This window comes from Pseudoalteromonas sp. MB47 (genome assembly GCF_011319765.1).
Taxonomy (GTDB): Bacteria; Pseudomonadota; Gammaproteobacteria; order Enterobacterales; family Alteromonadaceae; genus Pseudoalteromonas; species Pseudoalteromonas simplex.
On record NZ_VFBD01000031.1, the window covers coordinates 218,320 to 234,856 of the forward strand.

Genomic DNA, 16,537 nt, shown 5'->3' on the forward strand with positions numbered 1-16,537 from the left:
TTTTTATTGCTAGCTAGTATTACAATGCCCCGGAGTGCTTCACATTTAAATAGGTGTTAAGCACATGCGGTAGTAGCTGCTCAGGGTTACAGTCTATGGCTATCACCCCTTGTTTTTTCAGCTTTGCCATATTGGCTTTATGTGAATTTAACAGTGCTAAAGCTGCACAATAGCTGGTTGCATCTTCGTACTTTTCTATAGGCTCATCGAGTACTTCATTTATAGCACGGTTATTAATATTAATAAGTGCCACTAAGTGGTGTTTTTGTAATAGCTTAATTGCAGGCATTAACTCATCAATGCTTTGCTCATCAAGGGTGGTAACTAATAACACTAAAGAACGTTTACTGCGTTTAGCAATTAATTGGTTCACAGCCACTAAATAGTCACTGCTGCTCTGATCTGGGTATAGATCATAAAAGTGATTCATTACCCGTGATACATTCTGTGCACCTTTTACATCAGGTAACCAACGCAGATTTTGGTTAAAGCTTTGCATGCTAAACCAATCACCTTGCTTTAAAACTGTGTGCGACAGCAGTAACAATGCATTTAAAGCATGATCAAAGTGGCTACCTTCATTGGCTTCGATGGCCATTTTTTTAGAGGCATCGAGCATCACTATAACATGTTGGTTTTGCTCTTCTTGATACTCTCGAGAAATGAGTTTTCGACGCTTACTAGTCGCCTGCCAGTCTATTTGTCTAACACTATCACCTTGGCGATATTCGCGTAATTGCTGAAATTCGATACCATCACCGCGCTTTTTAGTGAGCTTTAAGCCTGAAATAGGCTTATTCACTACGCCATTTAAATGCTGCTTTGAAGTCACACGGCTAAAATCGGGATACACTTTTAGTTGAATCGCTTGCGCAGCTAGCCAGTTTGTTTGCCAAAGCCCAAATGGCGACCCAACCCTAAGTTCAATGGCACTGATCTGCGCATCGCCTCGCTTGTGAGCGCGTAATGTAAAGCTCTGCTTTGCTTGTTGCATTGCATCAATAAACACCGTTTGCTGTGGCTTTTGCAGCTCAATTGCATTGCTCAAATGAACACTGACATCTAGCATGGTCGCATGCTTCGCTTTGTTTTTAATCACTATCTGCAAGGGTTGGCGTCGATACAAAGCCATGTTGAGGTTCGTTTGTGCGCTTACTTCAAGTAAAGGCTCTGACTTTGCCGCCATATAATCGAAAAATGCGAGCAATAAAGGCACTAGGAGCAAGGCCGTTAACACTAAGCTGTCAACCGATGCAATGGCACAGACAAACAACAATAACAGCAACAAGGCTGTTAATTGTACTAAGCGTTTTGCAGGTCTATGCTTGATGCGATTCATGAGCGCGGCGCTTCAACACTGGCTAAAATGGCATTGATCACTTCATCAAATGACACCCCTTCCAGCTCCAGATCAGCCGATAAAATTAATCGGTGCCTTAAAATATTCACTGACACTGACTTCACGTCATCTGGGGTTACAAAGTCACGACCATTCATTAATGCCATTACTTTTGCGGCTTTAATAATATTAATTGAGGCACGTAACCCTGCACCGTGCAACACGCCCTGCCAAGTTCGTGAACTACGCACGATATCAACGGCATAATTAAGTATTTGTTCGTCGACTAAGATATCTGCACAAAGCTGTTTAATTTCCGCAATACGCTTAGCATCTAATACTGCTGGCAGCTGCTCTACTTTGGTTTCATTAGACACAATTTGTGTATTCAGTTTTAAAAGCTCAACTTCCGATTCATGAGAAGGAAAACCAAGCTCAACTTTCATCATAAAGCGGTCTAATTCAGCCTCTGGCAGCGGATACGTCCCCTCTTGATCTAATGGGTTTTGAGTGGCTAATACCATAAACGGTGAATCAATAGATAATGACTCCCCATCAATGGTGATTTGTTGCTCTTGCATCACCTCAAGAAGGGCTGATTGCGTTTTTGCGGGTGCACGGTTGATTTCATCAGCCAGTAAAATATTAGTAAATGCTGGGCCTTTTTTGATATTAAATTCACCTGATTTCATATCATACAAACTATGGCCAACAACATCTGAAGGCATTAAATCCGGTGTAAACTGCACTCGCGAAAAGTCTACATTTAAGCTTTTTGCTAAGGCTCTAACCAGTAGCGTTTTACCAAGCCCTGGAACCCCTTCAAGTAACACATGACCACCCGCAAAGAGCACCGTAAGCACATCTTCAACAATGGCATCTTGACCAACTAACACACGCGAAATGTTATGCTTTACTTGTTTTACTGCATCAGCTGCCTCAACTAAGCTCATGCGATTAGTGTCTAATTCCGTGCTCATAAGGCATTCCTTAATTGTTTAAATCGTTTTATATATTCTGTTCGTTGTTCTTTGGACTCAGGCAACTTGCTAGCAAGCAACTCAGCCACCTGTTGTTTTTCAAAATGAGTTAAATTAGCGATGATCTGCGCCTGTTTTTCAGCACTGAGCATTTTAAAATTAGGTACTCGCGACTCAACTTTGGCGTAAAAATCTTTTTCTAGAGCAGTAAATAACACGGCTTCGTGACCATGCTCAGAATAAAAGTTTGCTACTGCTCGAATATGCTGATTAAAGCTGGTTTTTACATCGAAGTCAGGAGCATAAGAGCGGCCGATGCGACTACTGATGTGCCATACTGCAAGCACAATTAATAACAGCAACGTCACCACACATTGCCAGCTCCAGTGCCATAATTTGGCAAACCAATTTGGGTAAGTCAGGTAAGGGACATAGGTTACTTTTTTAGCCCCTTTACTTAACCAAAGTAATAAGCTGCCATGATCAAGGTGGCGAAGTCGGTAATTAGTAAAAGGTAACAGCGATGGCATCACAATGACCCGACCTTGACCAAACGCAAAGTCACACATTAGGGTGTCGCCGTTATCATTATTGGTATTCACACCGGGGCAGTTTTCAATAAAAAAGGCACGGCTTAGCTCAAGGTCAAGCTGAGTGTTTTCATCAATTGAGAGCGTACTATTTTTATGCCCCTCTTTGAGCATTGCAAAATCATATTCAAACACATCTTCTTGGCTTTCTATATTAATACTAAGCTGACTAAAAAATACGGTGCTATCAATTGCCAGCTCATCACGTTGCCTGTTTAATACATAAATCAAGCGTCCGCCTTCAGCGACCCAATCAGCCAGCTGTACATCTAACAGGTAAGAATCAGCAAGCACTGCCTCATCTAAAATTAAGATACTTTGTGGGTCTATGTTTAACTCATCACTTTGAGCTTGCTCTGCCAAGCGCTTGTTTTTATTCCAATCGATACCATTGGCTTTAAGTAGCCGTTGAGCCATCGTAAAGTTATCTTTTGCGACATCACTATGAAAGCCAATCTCTATTTCTTTTTTCTGCCAATCTAAAGAGGCAATACCCGCAATAGCAAATAGGCTAAACAATACGAGCGCCGCAATAAGCACAACCTTAAGCTTCATGGGCTTGTTCCTTAGTCTCTGCTGTCATAGCTGTAATTTGCTCAATCAGCTCGATAAAGTCGATATCAGGGGTTTTATGGCCCCAAGCGACCGTGACCCACGCAGAAAATAAGCGAGCAAAAATTGCTTGCCCTTGATTTGGCACCCTAGCATCAATTGCACGTTTACATTCGCGCTCAGTCATCGAGCGGTGTAAGCGCACTTCATGTCGTTGCTGCGCCCAACTCAGCGCATGATGAAGCAAATACGCCAGCGCCAAGCGGTGCTGCCCTTGCTCAAAACACTGCTTTGCAGCAGCAATTAAATCAGTAGGTAAATCCTTACTTTTAATTTCTGCAAATAAGGTTGGGATCACTGGCTGTTCATTCACTTTACTGCGCTCAGGCAAGCTTAAGTTGGCAAAAAAGCCACGTTTTTGCATCAGGTAATACACTAGCCAAATAACTAATAAGCCGACCAATACCCAAACTAACACGCCAAACACTTCACCAATGGCAGTAAATACATCGATAAGCCAAGACCAGTCACTATCTGATGAACTCGCTTTTGCTTCGATATTTGGCACCCACGTAGTCTCGGTTTCGATGACATTAGGCTCATTATAAAGAGCAGTAACTTGCTCTTTTACCGCTTGCTTATCGATTTGCTCTGCATAGCTTGTTGATGGTTGCAGCGTAAATGTTGTCAGCAGAAGAAGTGCTACAGCACTGACTACGCCTGCAAGACGGGTGCGAATATTTTTAAATGCCAGCTCGATATCCCAGCCCTCTAGTTCAACTCGGCGGTGTAAATAAGCAAGGAAACCGCCAGTAACAAAAAGCGGCGCCACTAATGAAATACTGAAGATATAAATAAAGTTAAACGCTATCTCAACCCAGATTGGCGCTTCAAAAATTTGGTACATGGCTTCTTGTGCAGAGAATGAATGGGGCACAAGTGCAATTGTCAGTGCAGATATTCCCATCAATAAGATAAACTCAAAATGTACACAAAACAGCATCCACAATGTCTGCTTAGGCTTAGTTGAAGCAAACAACACCTGCTTACGTTTGGTTTTGCGTTCACCTGATAGTCGTTCAAGTTGCTCTACGGGGGCTAAAAATGCTCTATTAGGGCTGAGCCTAAAAACGGTTAAATGCGCAAGCATATCAGTCATTTTTAACTGCTTGAGTAACTTTAAGCTACTCATTATGCTGGCTGGCTGATTGAAAACCGCTTTTGACATGTAATCAAGTAATGGTCGCTCAAATACAGGTTTAAGCCACCAAACAACAAAGCCGCCTATGCCCCAGTTTACTAGAAAACCAACAATTAAAAATACGGGCACGGCCATCATCAAATACAAAGAGACCAATGCGACAGCATGCTGCTTAACTAGCAACACTGTTAAATCAAAGGTTTCGTAAGCACTGCGCTTGCGAGGATTGAAGCTAAGACGATTAAGCTCCATAGCGCATTCCCCTGTACAAGCGAAAAATGACATAAGCCCAACAACCGCTGCCAACTAAATATTTAATTTCGTTAGCAATATCACGGGGTGACCAAAATGCTTCGATAAAAGCGGCAATGACTAACATTAAAAATGCGCCAACAATCAGTGGAAGTGCTTTTTGTGCAGCCTGTTTCATCGCATATGCGCGGGTATACTGTCCAGGGTTTAACAAGCCATAACCTATTTGACACCCGGCCGCTGAGGCAATGATGATAGCGGTTAACTCAAACGAGCCATGGGTTATTACAAACGAAAAGAACGGCCCTTCAAATCCAACATTGACAATGTGAGCTGCAACGGCACCAAAATAAAAACTATTGAACAACAAGAAAAAAGCAGCGCCAACACAGAACAGAACACCACCTGCAAACATCTGAAATGCAATGCCAATATTATTGTAAATATAGACCCCGAACATCATCAGATCTTGTGATGCGCCGCGCTCAGCCGTTTGAACGCTACCACTGGGGTTATACATTTGTTCGATATTAAGGACGGTGCCTTGCCCTAAAAATGTATACGCGGCATCAGGGTCAATTGTCACCCAAATAAAAGCAATTAAGGCCAATCCCCAAAATGCCAATAAGTTAATGCCAAGCATTAAACGATTTTCATACAGTGCACGTGGAAATGCCGTGCGGGCCACATGCCATATTTCAGAAAATTGATTGCTTCGAGATAAATAAAGGCGCTTTTGTCCTAATTGCACCAGCCTGTTTATTTGCTCAATCAACACTGGGCTGTATTGACGACTTTGCGCAATGGCTAAATCATTACAGACTTTGCGATACAAGTTAGGGAAATTAACAGGTAAAGACTTTGCACTATTTTGCTCGCAAAGCGCTTCAAACTCATCCCAACTGACACTATTTGATTTTACAAATTGAGTTTGCTTCATTGCTTACCCTCCTGCTGCGGGTAATCGTTATCGTGTTGAACTTGACCTGCAAAATGGCGTGCGTAACTAACAAGCTGCGCCTCAATCTCATGCTCTGCGGCAGAAAAAGGAGTAGCTAAAATAGCTGCCAACTCACGGCGCCTTGCATCAGATAGTTCATCATGACGCTCTGCAAAAGCAAGCACCGCTAATTGCTCTTCGGTGGTTAAGCTAATGGTAGGAATATGCACTTCTCCTTGTGATAATTCTGGGCGCATAGCTAACTCATCGTCGTAAATAACCATAGTGCCTGCAGCCCAATCACCAATGCGTTTAAAACGGTTGTTAAACAACATAACCACAAGGCCTAAGAAATAGCCTATAGGTAGCATATCGGCTGGACGTAGTAAGTTACGCACTACAATTTGCGAAAAGCTCGCTGGTAAGCCATTGTCTTGCACAACACGGATTTTAAGGCGTTTTTTACCCGGCGTTTGGCCATTTTCCATTTCAAACAGGATGTTATATCCCCATGAAATTAAAAAGTAAGCAATTAAGATAAGCCCCTGCCCTGCATCACCAAAGAAGGCCAATACAGTACCAACAGCAAGTAGAACCAAACTACGGATAATAAAATCGATAATGTAGGCATAGCTTCTGGCAACAACGCCAGCGGGAGTAATGGCGATATCAACGCCTTCAGGGAGTTTGATGTATTCTCTGTTTTCCAATCCGTGGTTCAACATTAATCTACTACTGATAATTATTATTGTTTTCGTAAGCCAATAATAATGCGCGTTTTTCGTTCCTTTTTCAATGAATTTTGTAATGAGCGAGTTACTAATAAAGCAAAAAACCGGCAAAAAGCCGGTTCTCTAATGGACCACAGAGTTATTTTTCTGCGCGTCCCATAAATTTTTGTTCAACGGTGTTGATACGAATACGGTCACCTGTTGAAATATGCTCAGGAACTTGAATCGTTAAACCCGTTGTTAAACGTGCTGGCTTTGAACGTGCACTTGCTGAAGCGCCTTTGATTGAAGGGTCTGTTTCTTCAACAACAAGCTCAACACTTGATGGTAAATCTAAGCCAACTGGTGAGCCATCAATCACAATCACGTGAAGGCCTTGAGTTTCTTCATTAACGAATAAAATCTCTTCGCTGATCGCTTCTTTATTAAGGTTATATGGCGTGTAGTCTTCATTATCCATGAAAACATACTCTTCACCATCAATGTAAGAGAACATTGCTTCGCGACGAATGAGATCAGCAAGCTTTAACATATCGCTGTCTTTAAATGTTTCATCAACTTTACCGCCTGTTACCACATCGTATAAACGCATGCGGTATAAACTGCCACCAGCACGACCTTGTGGTACAGAACGTTGAATATCTTTAACTACTAAAACACGGCCGTTATGCTCGATAGCGGCGCCTTTTTTAACTTCACTTGCCTTAGGCATGGGTGTATTCCTATCGTTTTTTGATGACAGAAATTTACCACGTAATAGCTTTTGTTCAATAAAAATTTACAGTTTAATCTCAGAGCCTTTATTTATATTATTTTTCAGCAAATTATAACGATAGTTGTCTCCAAACTACGAAAAAGCTGCTATGTTTATAACTACGAAAAATGACTTCAAGGATTGGATCATGAATCAACACACAGTACACGAGTATTTAATGAAAAAGCCATTGGTGATGATCACCCAACCATTTGGCCAAGATGTCGACGTTTACAAGGTGAATCATAAAATGTTTGCTACCCTTGCCGAGGGCAAAGAAGGTCAAACTGACGATGAGGGAAACCTTGTATGGTGGCTAAATCTGAAATGCGATCCAGATGAAGCCCAAGCACTGCGTGATATTTTCCCGTCGGTGATCCCGGGTTATCACATGAACAAACGTTTATGGAATACGGTTATTTTAGATGGCACCGTACCACAGGGAGAGATTGAACGAATGATTGATAATTCGTTTGATTTAGTGGTTGCGAATATGCCAGAAAAAGACAGAAAAGCAATTGAGCTTCATCTGTAAAATTGCGCACTGATCACGCTCTGTGATCAGTGCAACTTAAATGAAAATGATGATCGGTATACAAAACACCGCCAATAGCATACGCATCTAGTTGCTTATCGACTAACTGAAAACCACATTTCTCAAGTACTTTTTCTGAACCGATATTACCCTCGGTGACAACCGCTTTAAATTCACGCACAGCATGCTCTGATTTGGCGTAATCAAGCACCGCTTGCAAAGACTCTGTGGCATAGCCACGACCATGAAAGTTAGGCAGTAGCAAATAACCAACTTCTTGACTATCTGGCACTGTTGATGAAGTAAACCCCGTCACACCCACCTCTTTACCCGTACTGGTTTCAACAATAACTAAACAAAGTGGTGAATTCGAATTTGGCTGCCAAGGCTTTAAACGCTCATTAAACTTTGCTCGTAGTTGCGCCTCTGAGGGCTTATCGAAGCACTTCTCTATCACTTGAGCATCATTATGCAAAGTATAAAACAGCGGCCAGTCATCGGCATTTAACAGCCTTAATGTTAATCGCGCAGTGGTGAGAGTCATGGTGATTAATCGCTTTGTAAATAAACCTAGTTATAACAAACTGATTTCGTGAGTTAAATACCACTTATGGCCAATATAGAAGAAAAGCCCACATTTTTTAGACTTAACTTAGTTATACTTCAAAGCCAAAATGACTCCCGTCCGGGAGCTCAACATCAAGTCTTAAGGTACCCCCAGCAGCTTCAACATAGCGCTTTAATGATGATAATCTAACGTCACGACCTGGTTTCTCCATGTCAGATATCGTTGGCTGCTTGACGCCAAGCTCTTTTGCCATCTCACCTTGTGTTAGTTTCATATGTTCACGAAGCTCTGCTAAATGAATATTAAGAAGCATATCTGACGCCGCTTTCTTAGCTTTGGCTACCACTTCTGGTTTTTCATTCGCCAATAACTTTTCCAGTGTTCTAGCCATTATATTTACCTCTTTTCTAACTTATCTAGGTGAGCCGAATATTCACTATCAGCTATCGGGATCATTTGCTCATAAACCTTTTTTCATTTGAGTTTTTATTACCCGCACAGAGAACAATCGCTTTTCGGTTAGGATCAAAAGCAAAAAAAGCACGTATCGGAATCCCTTTACTTTGAATCCTTAACTCCTTCATATTACTAAAACAAGAACCATACACTGTATCTGCATAAGGTCTTGCTAGCATAGGACCTCGCTCCTGAAGAACCAATAAACACGCAAGTACATTAGTTCGGTCTGTGTCATCTAAGGCGTCAAACCAATTATCGAACCTGTCGGTTGTTTCAACTAACCACATATGAGTCTTCCTTGATCATAGATTTAAATCTATATAGATAATAACCTATAGTCAAGATTTAATCCGCTCAACTTCTAACCAAGTTCGAACCAATAAAAAAGCCCCGCTCAATGAGCAGGGCTTTTAAAATTAACTAATTTAAAGAATTAGCTTTTAGTCGTTTCTGTATCAGCATCTTCTGACGCTTGCTCGTCTTCAACCACTTCTTTGGTTACTTCAACCGGATCGACAGGCTTAGCTTCAGCTACAGCCGGCTCTTCGCTTTCTGCTTGGTAAAAACGACCACCCTTTTCAGCCATTGCTTTTAACGTATCGCAAGGTGTGAAAATTGGGTTGTAGTTAGCAAAAGTCGCCATTTCTGAGCTCACTTGTGCTGCACCCAGTTTATCCATATAGCTAAATGGACCGCCTAAGAATGGTGGGAAACCGATACCAAAAATAGCACCAATATCACCGTCACGCGGGCTTGCAATAATGCCATCATCTAAACAGCGCACCGCTTCGTTAAGCATTTGCGCAACACAACGTTTAGCAATTTCGCTCTTGTTTAAACGAGGTGATGGCGTAACACCAAGTAGCTCATAAACTGACTCATCCACTTTTTTATCTTTCTTGTCGTAAAGATAAAAACCACGGCCAGTCTTACGACCTAAACGCTTAGAGTCGATTAAGCGATTAAAGGCGTCAGGTGCTTTAAAGCGCTCGCCCAATTCTTTTTCAAGGATTGGCGCAATTTTAGAACCGATATCAATCCCGACTTCATCAAGTAACGCTAAAGGCCCAACAGGGAAACCAAACTCAACCAATGCTTGATCAATCTTTTCAATTGGCTCACCTGCAAGCAGTAAATTAGCCGCTTCATTGACATAAGGCGCTAAGATACGGTTTACATAGAAACCAGCCATATCTTTAACCACAATTGGTGTTTTACCTTGTTTACGGGCAAAGTTAACGACACGAGCGATGGTTTCTTCAGAGGTACCAGCGTGTGGAATGATCTCAACAAGTGGCATTTTCTCAACAGGTGAGAAGTAATGCAGACCAATTACATTTTCTGGGCGTGCTGCATCAGCAGCAATTTGTGCAATTGGTAATGATGAGGTATTACTTGCAAAAATCGTGTTGTCTTGGCATTCACGTTCTACATCAGCCACCATACCTTGCTTTAAAGCAAGATCTTCAAACACCGCTTCAATAACGATATCAATGTGTTTAAAGCCGCTGTAATCGGTAGTACCGGTAATGCGGTTCATGGTTTGCTGTAGATCAGCTTTAGATAAAATACGACGCTTTTGCTTTTTATCTAAAATCTTATAGCTGTAGTTCATTGCATTGCTGATGCCCTTTTCAGCCACATCTTTAATGCGCACTGGAACACCCGCTTTCACGGCACTAACATGAGCGATACCCGCGCCCATGAGACCGCCACCTAATACTGCCGCTTTAGCGATCGCTGGTGCATCATCATTACGCCACTCTTTTTTCATTTCAGTGGTTGCAAAGAAAATACCGCGTAATGCTTTTGACTCATCACTCATTACCAGCGTGGCAAAACCTTCAGCTTCAGTTTTGTATGCTTTTAACTGATCAAGTTCAACACTTGCACGAACCGCTTTAATAATGGCTAAAGGTGCTGGGTAATGACCACCTGTTTTCTTCAGCACGTTTTCTTGTGCTTTTTTGAAAATAATATTGCGGCCAAATGGGTTCGACTCAAGTAATTGGCTTAAACGATCTAACTTAGGTTTAGTAACCTTCGCCTTACCTTTCAGAGCAAACTCTTTAGCAACATCTAGCAATACGCTATGTGGTACACAGTCATTTACTAAGCCTGTTTTCTTCGCTTGCTTAGCACGCACTTGCTTACCTGTAAGCATCCACTCAAGTGCTTTTTGCAGGCCAACTAATTTTGGTAAACGTTGAGTACCGCCACCACCAGGTAATAAGCCTAACTGTACTTCTGGCAAACCAAGCTTAGTGATATCGCTATCTGAACACACGCGATAATCACACGCTAAAGCAAACTCTAAACCGCCGCCCAATGCAGCACCATGAATAGCACTTACTGTTGGGAAAGGCAGCTTTTTCATATCAAAAAATGCTTGCTGACACATTTCGCTTAACGCTAATGCATCTTCACGGCTATTGGCGCTATCAAGCATTTTAATATCAGCACCGGCGATAAAGTTATCGCTTTTACCACTGATAAATACCATGCCTTTTACTGCTTGCGCTTGTGCGTCTTTGAGTAAGGTTTTTAAATCTTCTGCAAAACTGCTGCGCAGGGTGTTCATTTTTTCACCCGGCACATCAATGGTTACAACGGCTACGCCGTCATCAGCCACTGATAAACTAAATACTGAATCTGTCATTACGCACTCTCCAATACAAAGGCTGCGCCTAAGCCACCCGCTGCACACGCAGTCGTAAGCGCTAAGCCGCCACCGCGACGATTAAGTTCATGTAAGCTTTGCGTGATCAGGCGCGCACCTGTTGCCGCAAATGGGTGACCGTATGCAAGTGAGCCACCTAATACATTGAACTTGTCCATGTTAATTTCGCCGATCGCTTTGCTGCGACCTAGCTTTTCTTGTGCAAATTTATCTGACGCAAACATCTTCATATTAGCCAGTGTTTGCGCTGCAAATGCTTCATGCATTTCGATTAAATCTAAATCAGCTAATGTGATACCTGCTCTATCTAAGGCAATTGGCGTTGAGTGCGCCGGACCCATTAGCATATCTTCATGTACACCAATTGCTGAGAAAGCAAAACTGCGTACATAACCTAGAATGTCGTAACCCAATGCTTTGGCTTTACTCTCACTCATCATTAATACCGCAGCCGCCCCATCAGTTAATGGCGTTGCGTTAGCTGCAGTCACTGAACCATGTTGGCGGTCAAACACTGGTTTTAACTTCGCGTAGCCTTCAACGGTTGAGTTATGACGAATGTTATTGTCTTGCTCAATAAAGCTCTTATAAGGTGCAACATGGGCAGTCATTACTTCATCTTTCAGTTTACCATCAGCCCACGCCTGACTTGCAAGGGTGTGCGAACGATGTGCTAAGGCATCTTGATCTTCACGGCTGATGTTGTGCGTTTTCGCCATTTGCTCTGCTGTTTGACCCATAGATAAACCAGTAGAGTACTCAGCGACCGCAGGCGGAACCGGAAGTAAATCTTTTAAACGTAATTTAGAGAAAATCTTTAATCGCTGACCAAGCGTACGTGCTTTGTTTAAATCAACAAGGCTGCCCGCTAATTTTTTACTAACACCAATAGGTAATACAGACGATGAGTCAGCACCACCAGCGATACCTACTTGCACTGAGCCTGCCATAATTGACTCGGCTACGTTAGCAATGGCTTGGAAACTTGTTGCACACGCACGCGAAACAGAATAAGCATCAACAGAAACAGGCATACCCGTACCTAATACGATTTCACGGGCAATATTTGGCGCTTCTGGCATTTGCACTACTTGTCCAAATACAAGTTGGTCAATTTCAGATTTATCAAAGTTAAGTCGTTCAAGCATTTCGTTGACAACTAACTTACCCATATCAAGGGCTGGTACATGATGGAATGCTGTGGCTTGCTTTGCGAATGGCGTTCGCAGGCCGCTAACGATAGCGATACGATCGCCTTTTGCTGTTTTAAGTATATTTTGCTCAGACATTTATGCTCTCCCGCTGACAGGTCTGACCTGTTTGTTTTTCCTGATTCTAAAACAACCCGTGTACGAATGCCAATAGTAAGTTTTCAACCATAGGCTTTTTTCGGCCTATTTACAAAAAAACACCGTATTTATATGGTAGGCTAAAAATCCTTAAAAAATAACGAACTATTTGGGGATTTTGTGTCTAACACTTGTGTTATAACTTTTGAATCCTTATAACTTGTTAATAGCGCCCCACCACGGTACCGCGCAAATAATTTATCGGTACTGAATATAACGCATTGGCGCATAACAAAAACAATTTTTGACTCACGCTTTTAGGACAGTCTTTTTATTATGGCAGTTAACGCATTTTCACAATTAAAATCATATCTAGACACGCAAATTATCGGCCAACCACAATTAACTCAAGCACTGTTAATCGTAATTTTGGCAGATGGCCACTTATTAGTTGAAGGCCCTCCGGGTCTTGCGAAAACGCGTGCTGTCAATGCCTTAGCAAAAGGCGTTGAAGGCAGTTTCCAACGTGTACAATTTACCCCAGACTTATTACCTGCAGATGTAACTGGTACCGATATTTATCGCCAGCAAACCAGTGAGTTCGTATTTGAAAAAGGCCCTTTATTTCATAACCTAATCTTGGCAGATGAAATAAACCGTGCTCCTGCTAAAGTGCAATCAGCCCTACTAGAAGCCATGGCTGAACGCCAAGTAACAGTAGGTAAAAACACCTATCCACTGTCTGATCTATTTATGGTTATGGCAACCCAAAACCCGCTAGAACAAGAAGGCACTTACCCACTACCAGAAGCTCAGCTTGACCGCTTCTTATTGCATTTGAGCATTGATTACCCGGGTGCTGAACACGAATTAGATATCCTACGCCTAACCCGTGGCGAGGCTATTTCTGACAAGCAAGCAACGACACAGCAAATTAGTCAAAGTGAGCTATTTGCTGCCCGTAAAGCGATATTAGGTTTGTATTTAGCTGAGCCGCTTGAGAAATACCTAGTACAGTTAATTGTTGCCACTCGTGAAGCAGCAGAGCTTGATGAACAACTTGGCCGCTGGATTGAATATGGCGCAAGCCCACGTGCAACCATTGCCCTTGATAAGTGTGCCCGCGCGCATGCTTGGCTAGAAGGCCGTGACTTTGTTGCCCCAGATGATATTCAAGCAGTGCTGCATAATGTATTGCGTCACCGTATTATCTTAAGTTACGAAGCACAGGCCGATGGCATCAGTAAAGACGATGTGATCAGCCGTATTTTAGAATTGGTGGCAGTGCCATAAGCTATGTCGAGCCAATTTGATACAGCGGCGTGGTTAGCAGCGAGTCATAGTCAAGGCGTCAATTTATCACTCAAAGAGTTGATGTATTACAAAGCCAAAGCTCGTTTGCTAGAACTTGCGCCCAAAGTAAAAATCAAAAACAGCTTAGCTGGGCAATACCTTGCGCCCCATAAAGGCCGCGGAATGGAGTTTGCCGAGGTGCGTCATTACCAAGCCGGTGATGACATACGTTCTATCGACTGGCGTGTTACTGCACGGACTGGCGAAACCCACACTAAGCTGTTTCAAGAAGAAAAAGAACGCCCTGTTTTTGTCTTTACCGACTTTTCTAACTCGATGCTGTTTGGCTCAAAGTTACTGTTGAAGTCAGTGCAAGCAGCGCACATCAGCGCACTGGTTGCTTGGTCGGCGTGTCAACGAGGTGATCGCATCGGTGGTTTGGTGTTTAATCAGCAAGGTCATCACGAATTAAAACCGACCTCTCGAGAAAAAGCCGTGTTAAAGCTGTGTCACAACTTATGTGATATTCACAGCCAAGCTCTGACTAATATCGACCAAACAGCCACCAGCTTATTTAGCGAAAACCTTAAACGCCTTAATCATTTAGCAAAACCAGGGAGCTTGGTTTATATCGTCTCGGATTTTAGTGCCCTTGATGAAGCCAGCTTCAAACAACTTGAAATGCTGAGCAGGCACTGTGAATTGATTGGCTGTCATATAAGCGATCCGTTCGAGCACCAGCTACCTGCTTTTAAACAAACTGTGACCGTGTCGGCGAATGGCCAAGAGCTTGCGTTACCGTTAATGGATAAGCAATTTCGCGAGCGCTTTGCTAAGTCTGCCGAAGAGTCGTTTTCTAATAGATTAAAGCGCTTACAAAAATCTGGGCTTAGTTTAATTTCATTCAGTGCAGCCACTCCACTTGAGCTGCAATTAGTGAGAAAGTAACAATGCAAAAAAATCCGCTAGATGGCTTACATGAGGTCATTGCACCGACCGAGGTTGCATGGTGGCCACTTGCTCCAATTTGGTGGCTGATCATCGCCTTAGTTGGTTCGTTATTAATTATCGGCTTAGTGCTTTTATATAAAAACCAGCAGTTTAAAAAAGCCAAAAAACAAGCTATTAAATTAAGCAAAACCCTCAGCGATGAGGATACACAAGAGCTGCACATTATTTTAAAACGCTTAACTCGCCATTATTACAACAGCCAACTTGCCTCTCAGCCTTTGGCTAAGTGGTCAGAAAGTTTATCTAAACTCAGTGGCGACAACTTTAGTTACGATGAACTTATGCCGCTTTATCAACAGCATAGTAATAATGCTGAGCTTGGGGCTAAATTGCGCAGTGCTATCAGCAACTTTAAACTCAAGGAGCCAATTAATGTTTGAGTTTAGTTGGCCATGGTGTTTTCTACTTTTACCACTGCCTTGGTTATTGAGCCGCTTCATGCCCTTAAAACAACAAGGGCAGTTACGTTTACGTATTCCTGGCTTTGCTAAGCTCGGCTTAAATAATCAAGCAGTACAACAACATAGCCGCAAAGTTTCGTTTCTCGAATGGGCTATTTGGGTCTCTTTGGTTGTCGCTATTGCAAACCCAACTTGGCTTGATGAACCAATCACGCTGCCTAATGAAGGACGCGATATTATGCTTGCGGTGGACTTATCTGGCTCAATGACAGAGCAAGATATGGAGTATCGAAATAATCAATATGTAGATAGGCTCACTATGGTAAAAGCTGTACTCAGTGATTTTATCGAGCAGCGTCAAGGTGACCGCCTTGGTCTTATCTTATTTGGGGATACCGCATTTTTACAAACCCCCCTTACCCGTGATGTTAAAACGGTGAGCCAAATGCTCAGCGAAGCGCAAATTGGCCTAGTAGGTAGAGCAACCGCCATTGGTGATGCGTTAGGTTTATCCGTAAAACGTTTTGCTAATAAAGATGAAAGTAACCGTATCGTAGTGCTATTAACCGATGGTCAAAACACTGCCGGTAACCTTGATCCTGAAGATGCGCTACTGTTAGCCCGCGAAGAAGGCATTAAAGTGTATACCATAGGTGTTGGCTCAGATAGTAAACGTGGCTTTAGCCTGTTTAATATGGGTGGTATGAGTGGTGGTAACTTAGATGAAAACCTACTAAAACGCATTGCCGAGCAAACTGGCGGCTTATACTTTAGAGCAAAAGATGTGGCTGGTTTACAGCAAATTTACCAAGAGCTCGATAAACTTGAGCCTATCAGTAGCGATGAGCAAACGTTCCGCCCACAAATTTCATTGTTTTATATTCCACTGCTTGTGGCGCTGGGCTTAATAAGCTTAGCAATGCTCGTCAGTTTTATTCGCCAATTTAAGCAGGAGAGCTAGT

Annotated in this window: 17 protein-coding genes; 5 read left to right on the forward strand and 12 right to left on the reverse strand. The window is 42.5% G+C overall.

Features of this window, described 5'->3' with window-relative positions; all coding sequences use genetic code 11:
- Positions 1-19 precede the first annotated feature (19 nt).
- The 7 genes from IMPJCBKJ_RS19230 to yeiP form a co-directional block, all read right to left on the reverse strand.
- Positions 20-1,339: a DUF58 domain-containing protein gene (locus IMPJCBKJ_RS19230; RefSeq protein WP_166341644.1), complete on the reverse strand. Its 1,320-nt coding sequence runs from the start codon at positions 1,337-1,339 to the stop codon at positions 20-22.
- Entirely contained in the window at positions 1,336-2,319 is a 984-nt protein-coding gene (locus IMPJCBKJ_RS19235) for a MoxR family ATPase (RefSeq protein ID WP_054553208.1), read from the reverse strand. The genes IMPJCBKJ_RS19230 and IMPJCBKJ_RS19235 overlap by 4 nt, the downstream gene beginning before the upstream one ends.
- The gene (locus IMPJCBKJ_RS19240) at positions 2,316-3,464 is read right to left on the reverse strand and encodes a hypothetical protein (RefSeq protein ID WP_166341646.1); all 1,149 of its coding nucleotides are present in this window, start codon (positions 3,462-3,464) and stop codon (positions 2,316-2,318) included. Before IMPJCBKJ_RS19240 ends, IMPJCBKJ_RS19235 begins: the two co-directional genes overlap by 4 nt.
- A complete protein-coding gene (locus IMPJCBKJ_RS19245) occupies positions 3,454-4,914 on the reverse strand; it encodes a hypothetical protein (RefSeq protein ID WP_166341648.1) in 1,461 nt (486 codons plus the stop codon). The genes IMPJCBKJ_RS19240 and IMPJCBKJ_RS19245 overlap by 11 nt, the downstream gene beginning before the upstream one ends.
- Positions 4,904-5,854: a stage II sporulation protein M gene (locus tag IMPJCBKJ_RS19250; protein ID WP_166341650.1), complete on the reverse strand. Its 951-nt coding sequence runs from the start codon at positions 5,852-5,854 to the stop codon at positions 4,904-4,906. The genes IMPJCBKJ_RS19245 and IMPJCBKJ_RS19250 overlap by 11 nt, the downstream gene beginning before the upstream one ends.
- Entirely contained in the window at positions 5,851-6,579 is a 729-nt protein-coding gene (locus tag IMPJCBKJ_RS19255) for an RDD family protein (protein ID WP_054553212.1), read from the reverse strand. Before IMPJCBKJ_RS19255 ends, IMPJCBKJ_RS19250 begins: the two co-directional genes overlap by 4 nt.
- A 145-nt stretch (positions 6,580-6,724) precedes the next feature.
- Positions 6,725-7,297, reverse strand: coding sequence for an elongation factor P-like protein YeiP (gene yeiP, locus IMPJCBKJ_RS19260; protein WP_054553213.1), 573 nt, complete (start codon positions 7,295-7,297; stop codon positions 6,725-6,727).
- 190 nt (positions 7,298-7,487) lie between these two features.
- On the opposite strand from yeiP, the gene IMPJCBKJ_RS19265 reads away from it, so the two are divergent.
- Positions 7,488-7,874 carry an MmcQ/YjbR family DNA-binding protein gene (locus IMPJCBKJ_RS19265; RefSeq protein WP_054553214.1) on the forward strand — a complete coding sequence of 129 codons (387 nt, stop codon included), beginning with the start codon at positions 7,488-7,490 and terminating at the stop codon, positions 7,872-7,874.
- A 13-nt stretch (positions 7,875-7,887) separates the two neighbouring features.
- Here IMPJCBKJ_RS19265 and IMPJCBKJ_RS19270 read toward each other — a convergent pair whose 3' ends face one another.
- From IMPJCBKJ_RS19270 to fadI, 5 genes are all read right to left on the reverse strand, one after another.
- Entirely contained in the window at positions 7,888-8,418 is a 531-nt protein-coding gene (locus tag IMPJCBKJ_RS19270) for a GNAT family N-acetyltransferase (protein WP_054553215.1), read from the reverse strand.
- A 112-nt stretch (positions 8,419-8,530) separates the two neighbouring features.
- The gene (locus tag IMPJCBKJ_RS19275) at positions 8,531-8,833 is read right to left on the reverse strand and encodes a helix-turn-helix domain-containing protein (RefSeq protein WP_054553216.1); all 303 of its coding nucleotides are present in this window, start codon (positions 8,831-8,833) and stop codon (positions 8,531-8,533) included.
- Between the two features lie 61 nt (positions 8,834-8,894).
- Positions 8,895-9,188, reverse strand: coding sequence for a type II toxin-antitoxin system RelE/ParE family toxin (locus tag IMPJCBKJ_RS19280; protein ID WP_346774175.1), 294 nt, complete (start codon positions 9,186-9,188; stop codon positions 8,895-8,897).
- Between the two features lie 146 nt (positions 9,189-9,334).
- Positions 9,335-11,560, reverse strand: a complete 2,226-nt coding sequence (gene fadJ / locus IMPJCBKJ_RS19285; RefSeq protein WP_166341652.1) for a fatty acid oxidation complex subunit alpha FadJ — start codon at positions 11,558-11,560, stop codon at positions 9,335-9,337.
- On the reverse strand, positions 11,560-12,870 hold the full coding sequence (gene fadI / locus IMPJCBKJ_RS19290; RefSeq protein WP_166341654.1) for an acetyl-CoA C-acyltransferase FadI: 1,311 nt from the start codon (positions 12,868-12,870) through the stop codon (positions 11,560-11,562). The genes fadJ and fadI overlap by 1 nt, the downstream gene beginning before the upstream one ends.
- A 336-nt stretch (positions 12,871-13,206) precedes the next feature.
- Between fadI and IMPJCBKJ_RS19295 the strand changes: the two genes are divergently transcribed.
- From IMPJCBKJ_RS19295 to IMPJCBKJ_RS19310, 4 genes are read left to right on the forward strand one after another with little or no spacing between them, the layout of a single operon-like run.
- Complete coding sequence (locus tag IMPJCBKJ_RS19295; RefSeq protein ID WP_166341656.1) at positions 13,207-14,163, forward strand: MoxR family ATPase; 957 nt, start codon at positions 13,207-13,209, stop codon at positions 14,161-14,163.
- A 3-nt stretch (positions 14,164-14,166) separates the two neighbouring features.
- On the forward strand, positions 14,167-15,111 hold the full coding sequence (locus IMPJCBKJ_RS19300) for a DUF58 domain-containing protein (protein WP_055020719.1): 945 nt from the start codon (positions 14,167-14,169) through the stop codon (positions 15,109-15,111).
- A 2-nt stretch (positions 15,112-15,113) separates the two neighbouring features.
- Positions 15,114-15,554: a DUF4381 domain-containing protein gene (locus tag IMPJCBKJ_RS19305; RefSeq protein ID WP_166341658.1), complete on the forward strand. Its 441-nt coding sequence runs from the start codon at positions 15,114-15,116 to the stop codon at positions 15,552-15,554.
- Positions 15,547-16,536: a VWA domain-containing protein gene (locus tag IMPJCBKJ_RS19310; RefSeq protein ID WP_166341660.1), complete on the forward strand. Its 990-nt coding sequence runs from the start codon at positions 15,547-15,549 to the stop codon at positions 16,534-16,536. The genes IMPJCBKJ_RS19305 and IMPJCBKJ_RS19310 overlap by 8 nt, the downstream gene beginning before the upstream one ends.
- Position 16,537: the final 1 nt, after the last annotated feature.

What these genes read in the sequence shown, in the direction of transcription:
- IMPJCBKJ_RS19275 (WP_054553216.1), bottom strand. Translation starts at nt 8,833, where the DNA reads ATGGCTAGAACACTGGAAAAGTTATTGGCGAATGAAAAACCAGAAGTG.
- IMPJCBKJ_RS19280 (WP_346774175.1), bottom strand. Translation starts at nt 9,188, where the DNA reads ATGTGGTTAGTTGAAACAACCGACAGGTTCGATAATTGGTTTGACGCC.
- fadI (WP_166341654.1), bottom strand. Translation starts at nt 12,870, where the DNA reads ATGTCTGAGCAAAATATACTTAAAACAGCAAAAGGCGATCGTATCGCT.
- IMPJCBKJ_RS19255 (WP_054553212.1), bottom strand. Translation starts at nt 6,579, where the DNA reads ATGTTGAACCACGGATTGGAAAACAGAGAATACATCAAACTCCCTGAA.
- IMPJCBKJ_RS19250 (WP_166341650.1), bottom strand. Translation starts at nt 5,854, where the DNA reads ATGAAGCAAACTCAATTTGTAAAATCAAATAGTGTCAGTTGGGATGAG.
- fadJ (WP_166341652.1), bottom strand. Translation starts at nt 11,560, where the DNA reads ATGACAGATTCAGTATTTAGTTTATCAGTGGCTGATGACGGCGTAGCC.
- IMPJCBKJ_RS19305 (WP_166341658.1), top strand. Translation starts at nt 15,114, where the DNA reads ATGCAAAAAAATCCGCTAGATGGCTTACATGAGGTCATTGCACCGACC.
- yeiP (WP_054553213.1), bottom strand. Translation starts at nt 7,297, where the DNA reads ATGCCTAAGGCAAGTGAAGTTAAAAAAGGCGCCGCTATCGAGCATAAC.
- IMPJCBKJ_RS19235 (WP_054553208.1), bottom strand. Translation starts at nt 2,319, where the DNA reads ATGAGCACGGAATTAGACACTAATCGCATGAGCTTAGTTGAGGCAGCT.
- IMPJCBKJ_RS19230 (WP_166341644.1), bottom strand. Translation starts at nt 1,339, where the DNA reads ATGAATCGCATCAAGCATAGACCTGCAAAACGCTTAGTACAATTAACA.
- IMPJCBKJ_RS19295 (WP_166341656.1), top strand. Translation starts at nt 13,207, where the DNA reads ATGGCAGTTAACGCATTTTCACAATTAAAATCATATCTAGACACGCAA.
- IMPJCBKJ_RS19310 (WP_166341660.1), top strand. Translation starts at nt 15,547, where the DNA reads ATGTTTGAGTTTAGTTGGCCATGGTGTTTTCTACTTTTACCACTGCCT.
- IMPJCBKJ_RS19240 (WP_166341646.1), bottom strand. Translation starts at nt 3,464, where the DNA reads ATGAAGCTTAAGGTTGTGCTTATTGCGGCGCTCGTATTGTTTAGCCTA.
- IMPJCBKJ_RS19270 (WP_054553215.1), bottom strand. Translation starts at nt 8,418, where the DNA reads ATGACTCTCACCACTGCGCGATTAACATTAAGGCTGTTAAATGCCGAT.
- IMPJCBKJ_RS19265 (WP_054553214.1), top strand. Translation starts at nt 7,488, where the DNA reads ATGAATCAACACACAGTACACGAGTATTTAATGAAAAAGCCATTGGTG.
- IMPJCBKJ_RS19300 (WP_055020719.1), top strand. Translation starts at nt 14,167, where the DNA reads ATGTCGAGCCAATTTGATACAGCGGCGTGGTTAGCAGCGAGTCATAGT.
- IMPJCBKJ_RS19245 (WP_166341648.1), bottom strand. Translation starts at nt 4,914, where the DNA reads ATGGAGCTTAATCGTCTTAGCTTCAATCCTCGCAAGCGCAGTGCTTAC.